Genomic DNA, 3,942 nt, shown 5'->3' on the forward strand with positions numbered 1-3,942 from the left:
GATCTGCGCCGGCGGGTGCGCGAGGAAACCGGGCTGACCGCGTCGGTCGGCGCGGGCTCGGGCAAGCAGATCGCCAAGATCGCGTCCGGCCTGGCCAAGCCCGACGGCATTCGGGTGGTCCGGCGCGACGAAGAGCGGTCGCTGCTCGCCGGGTTGCCGGTGCGCCGGCTCTGGGGCATCGGCCCGGTCGCCGGAGAGAAGCTGCACCGGCTCGGCATCGAGACCATCGGACAGCTGGCCGCGCTGACCGACGCCGAAGCGGCCGACATCTTGGGCGCGGCGGTCGGGCCGGCGCTGCACCGGCTGGCCCGCGGGGTCGACGACCGCCCCGTCGCCGAGCGCGCCGAGGCCAAGCAGATCAGCGCCGAGACCACTTTCGCGGTCGACCTGACCGGCCTGGAGCAGTTGCTCGAGGCGATCGGTCCGATCGCCGAGCACGCACATCGGCGCCTGCTGCGCGACGGCCGCGGGGCTCGCACGGTCACGGTGAAGCTGAAGAAATCCGACATGAGCACCTTGACCCGTTCGGCGACGCTGCCCTACCCGACCACCGAGTTCGTCGCGCTGGTCGCGATGGCCCGGCGGCTGCTGCTGGATCCCCGCGAGATCGGGCCCATCCGGCTTCTGGGCGTGGGGTTTTCGGGGCTGAGCGAGGTGCGCCAGGCGTCGCTGTTTCCGGACCTGGAGCTGCCGGCGCCCGAAGCGGAATCCGCACCCGCCGAGACCGCGAGCGAAGCGATGGTCGCGCCCCGGCCGGATACGTCGGCGTGGCGCGTCGGAGACGACGTCGCCCACCGCGAACTCGGGCACGGCTGGGTGCAGGGCGCGGGTCACGGGGTGGTCACCGTGCGCTTCGAAACCCGTGCGACCGGTCCCGGGCAGGCGCGTACCTTCCCCGCCGACACCGGCGACATCGTCAGGGCCGATCCGGTCGATTCCCTGGACTGGCCGGACTATGTCGGTCCGTTGCGGACCGGTTCAGCCCCAGCGGGCAACGGCCGCGGCAACGGGTAGTTTCGCGGCCAGCGCGGCCATCAGCAGTAGCCGGGCCTGGGACGGCCGCAGGCGGGGTATCAGCACGGCGCCGGCTTCCACCAGGTCGTGGCCGGGTCCGTAGCCTGCCCGGACCCGAGCGCCGGGCACCCGGGTGGACACCGCGACCACCACCCCGCGGCGGCAGTGGCGGCGCACTCCGTCGATCACCGCGGCTCCGGCGTTGCCCGAGCCCAGAGCCTCCAGCACGACGGCCGCGGCGCCGGCGGACACGCACGCATCCAGCGCGACCGCGTCGCTGCCGGGGTACACCGCGACGATGTCGACCCGGGGCGCCGTGGCGGCGCTCAGATCGCCGACGTACGGCCGGGTCTTCGTGAGGGTCAGCGCCGCCCCGCCGTTGACGGTGCCGAGCACCTCCCCGGCGAAGCCGCTCAGGTCCGCGGTCGTCGCCTTGTACAGGCCCAGCGGCGCCAGCAGGCGCCCGGCGAAGCACACCAGCACACCCAGGCCGGTCGCGGCCGGGCTGGACGCGACGGCCAGCGCGTCACGCAGATTGCCCGGCCCGTCGGCGTCGGGCGCGTCGGCGCTGCGCATCGCGCCGGTCACCACGACCGGCGCTGTGCCCGCATACGTCAGTTCCAGCCACAGCGCCGTCTCTTCGAGGGTGTCGGTTCCGTGCGTGACGACCACGCCGTCGGCGCCGCCGTCGATCGCTGCCTGCACCGCGGTGCGGATCCGATCCCAATCGGCAGGTGTCAGCTGCGAGCTGTCCACGGCCAGGAGGTCGACGACGCCGATGTCCTGATCGGCGCTCAGTCCTGACGTCAGTTCCGCTCCGCTGCGGGTAGGCCGGCGCACCCCGTCGACACCGGTGCTGGTCGCGATGGTTCCTCCGGTGGTGATGACGGTGAGCCGGGCCATGGGGGGATCATCCCGCACATGACGCCGGAGGTATCGAATGCGGGGGTTGCATCGGCGTCGGAGGTCTTGGCCGTTGAGTTGTCGGGCCCGTTCGCTGAGGTGCCGAGACTGCGGTGGCGGCGACGTCGAGGCGAAAAAGTAGCGCTGAACGCAGGCTCGACGCCGCCAGCGCGGACTCGGCACCAGCGGCGTCTGATAACGACCCCCGTCGAACTCACGGGCGAGACCACTTAGGGGATGATGGGGGGGTGTCCGAGGAAACCACGGGATCTGCCGAGCCGCTGGCTGCAAACGGGGAACCCGCGGGCTCTGGACCCCAGAGCCCGCAGAACTCGCCCCGGCGGCTGCGCCTGTTGTTGTCGGTCGCCGCGGTTGTGCTGACCTTGGACGTCGTGACCAAGGTGCTCGCCGTCAAACTGCTGCCGCCGGGCCAGCCGGTCCCCATCATCGGTGACACGGTGACCTGGACTTTGGTGCGCAATTCGGGGGCTGCGTTCTCGATGGCGACGGGCTACACCTGGATGCTCACGCTGATCGCGACGTGTGTGGTGGCCGGCATCTTCTGGATGGGCCGGCGGCTGGTGTCGCCGTGGTGGGCCGTGGGCCTCGGCATGATCCTCGGCGGCGCCATGGGCAACCTGGTCGACCGGTTCTTCCGGTCGCCGGGCCCGCTGCGGGGACATGTCGTCGACTTCCTGTCGGTCGGTTGGTGGCCGGTGTTCAATGTCGCCGACCCGGCGGTGGTCGGCGGGGCCATCCTGCTCGTGGCGTTGTCGGTCTTCGGCTACGACTTCGACACCGCGGCCCGGCGCAAGGCCGGCGAAGACACCGCGGCCCGGCGCAAGGCCGGCGAAGACACCGCGGCCCGGCGCAAGGCCGGCCGGCGGTGACCGAGCGCTCGATGCCTGTCCCGGAAGGCTTGGCGGGCATGCGTGTCGACGCCGGCGTGGCGCGCCTGCTGGGGTTGTCCCGCAGCGCCGTGGCGGCCATCGCCGAAGAGGGCGGTGTCGAACTGGACGGCGCGCCGGCCGGGAAATCCGACCGGCTGACGCCCGGAGCATGGTTGCAGGTCCGGATGCCCGACGCGCCGGCGCCGTTGGCGAACACGCCCGTCGACATCGAGGGCATGACGATCCTGTACTCCGACGAGGACATCGTCGTGGTCGACAAGCCGGCGGCGGTGGCCGCGCACGCGTCGGTGGGTTGGAGCGGCCCCACGGTGTTGGGGGGCCTGGCCGCCGCGGGTTATCGGATCACCACGTCGGGAGTGCCCGAGCGCCAGGGGATCGTGCATCGCCTCGACGTCGGCACCTCCGGGGTGATGGTGGTGGCCTTGTCCGAGCGCGCCTACACCGCCCTCAAGCGTGCCTTCAAGCAACGCACCGTCGACAAGCGCTACCACGCACTGGTACAGGGGCACCCGGACCCGTCGAGTGGCACGATCGACGCCCCGATCGGACGCCACCGCGGCCACGACTGGAAGTTCGCGGTGACCAAGGACGGCCGGCACAGCCTCACCCACTACGACACGTGCGAGGCTTTCATCGCCGCCAGCCTGCTCGACGTGCACCTGGAAACCGGTCGTACGCACCAGATCCGGGTACATTTCGCCGCGCTGCACCACCCGTGCTGCGGCGACCTGACCTATGGCGCGGATCCGGTGCTGGCGAAAAGGCTTGGCCTGGAACGGCAATGGCTGCACGCGCGGTCGCTGTCGTTCGTCCACCCGGGCGACGGTCGGCGGGTGGAGTTCGTCAGCCCCTACCCCCCGGACCTGCAGCACGCGCTGGACGTGCTGCGGGCCGAAGGCTGAATCACGCGGGCTTGCGCGCCTCGACGAGGACCCGCGTGGAGTGGGCGACGAAGGGCCCGTCGGCCTCGATGCGCTCGTGCAGTTCGGCCAGCCGCTCGCGGTAACGCTGCACCGCGAAGTCCGGCACCGTCCAGATCACCTTGCGCAGGAAATAGACGACGGCCCCGACGTCGAAGAACTCGGCCCGCATCCGCTCCATCCGCATCTGGACG

General features: G+C 71.6%; 4 protein-coding genes and 1 pseudogene. 3 read left to right on the plus strand and 2 right to left on the minus strand.

The features are described from left to right. Positions 1–1,014, plus strand: a 1,014-nt coding sequence (locus ACOJVU_RS04175; protein ID WP_421528627.1) for a DNA polymerase IV, incomplete at its 5' end; no start/stop codon positions are given. Here the strand turns inward: ACOJVU_RS04175 and ACOJVU_RS04180 are convergent. After that, a complete protein-coding gene (locus ACOJVU_RS04180; RefSeq protein WP_421528628.1) occupies positions 979–1,917 on the minus strand; it encodes an asparaginase in 939 nt (312 codons plus the stop codon). The genes ACOJVU_RS04175 and ACOJVU_RS04180 overlap by 36 nt on opposite strands. A gap of 248 nt (positions 1,918–2,165) precedes the next feature. Here ACOJVU_RS04180 and lspA point away from each other — a divergent pair, with 248 nt between their 5' ends. Continuing rightward, positions 2,166–2,807: a signal peptidase II gene (gene lspA / locus ACOJVU_RS04185; RefSeq protein WP_421528629.1), complete on the plus strand. Its 642-nt coding sequence runs from the start codon at positions 2,166–2,168 to the stop codon at positions 2,805–2,807. Continuing rightward, positions 2,804–3,730, plus strand: coding sequence for an RluA family pseudouridine synthase (locus ACOJVU_RS04190; RefSeq protein WP_421528630.1), 927 nt, complete (start codon positions 2,804–2,806; stop codon positions 3,728–3,730). The genes lspA and ACOJVU_RS04190 overlap by 4 nt, the downstream gene beginning before the upstream one ends. A 1-nt stretch (position 3,731) precedes the next feature. On the opposite strand, the pseudogene ACOJVU_RS04195 reads toward ACOJVU_RS04190, so the two are convergent. Beyond that, a pseudogene (locus ACOJVU_RS04195) lies at positions 3,732–3,942 on the minus strand (SAM-dependent methyltransferase); the annotation flags it as partial.

Source organism: Mycobacterium sp. THU-M104 (assembly GCF_049197365.1).
In the GTDB taxonomy this organism is placed as follows: Bacteria; Actinomycetota; Actinomycetes; order Mycobacteriales; family Mycobacteriaceae; genus Mycobacterium.

Coding starts and splice junctions, on each gene's coding strand:
- ACOJVU_RS04180 (WP_421528628.1), bottom strand. CDS start 1,917: ATGGCCCGGCTCACCGTCATCACCACCGGAGGAACCATCGCGACCAGC.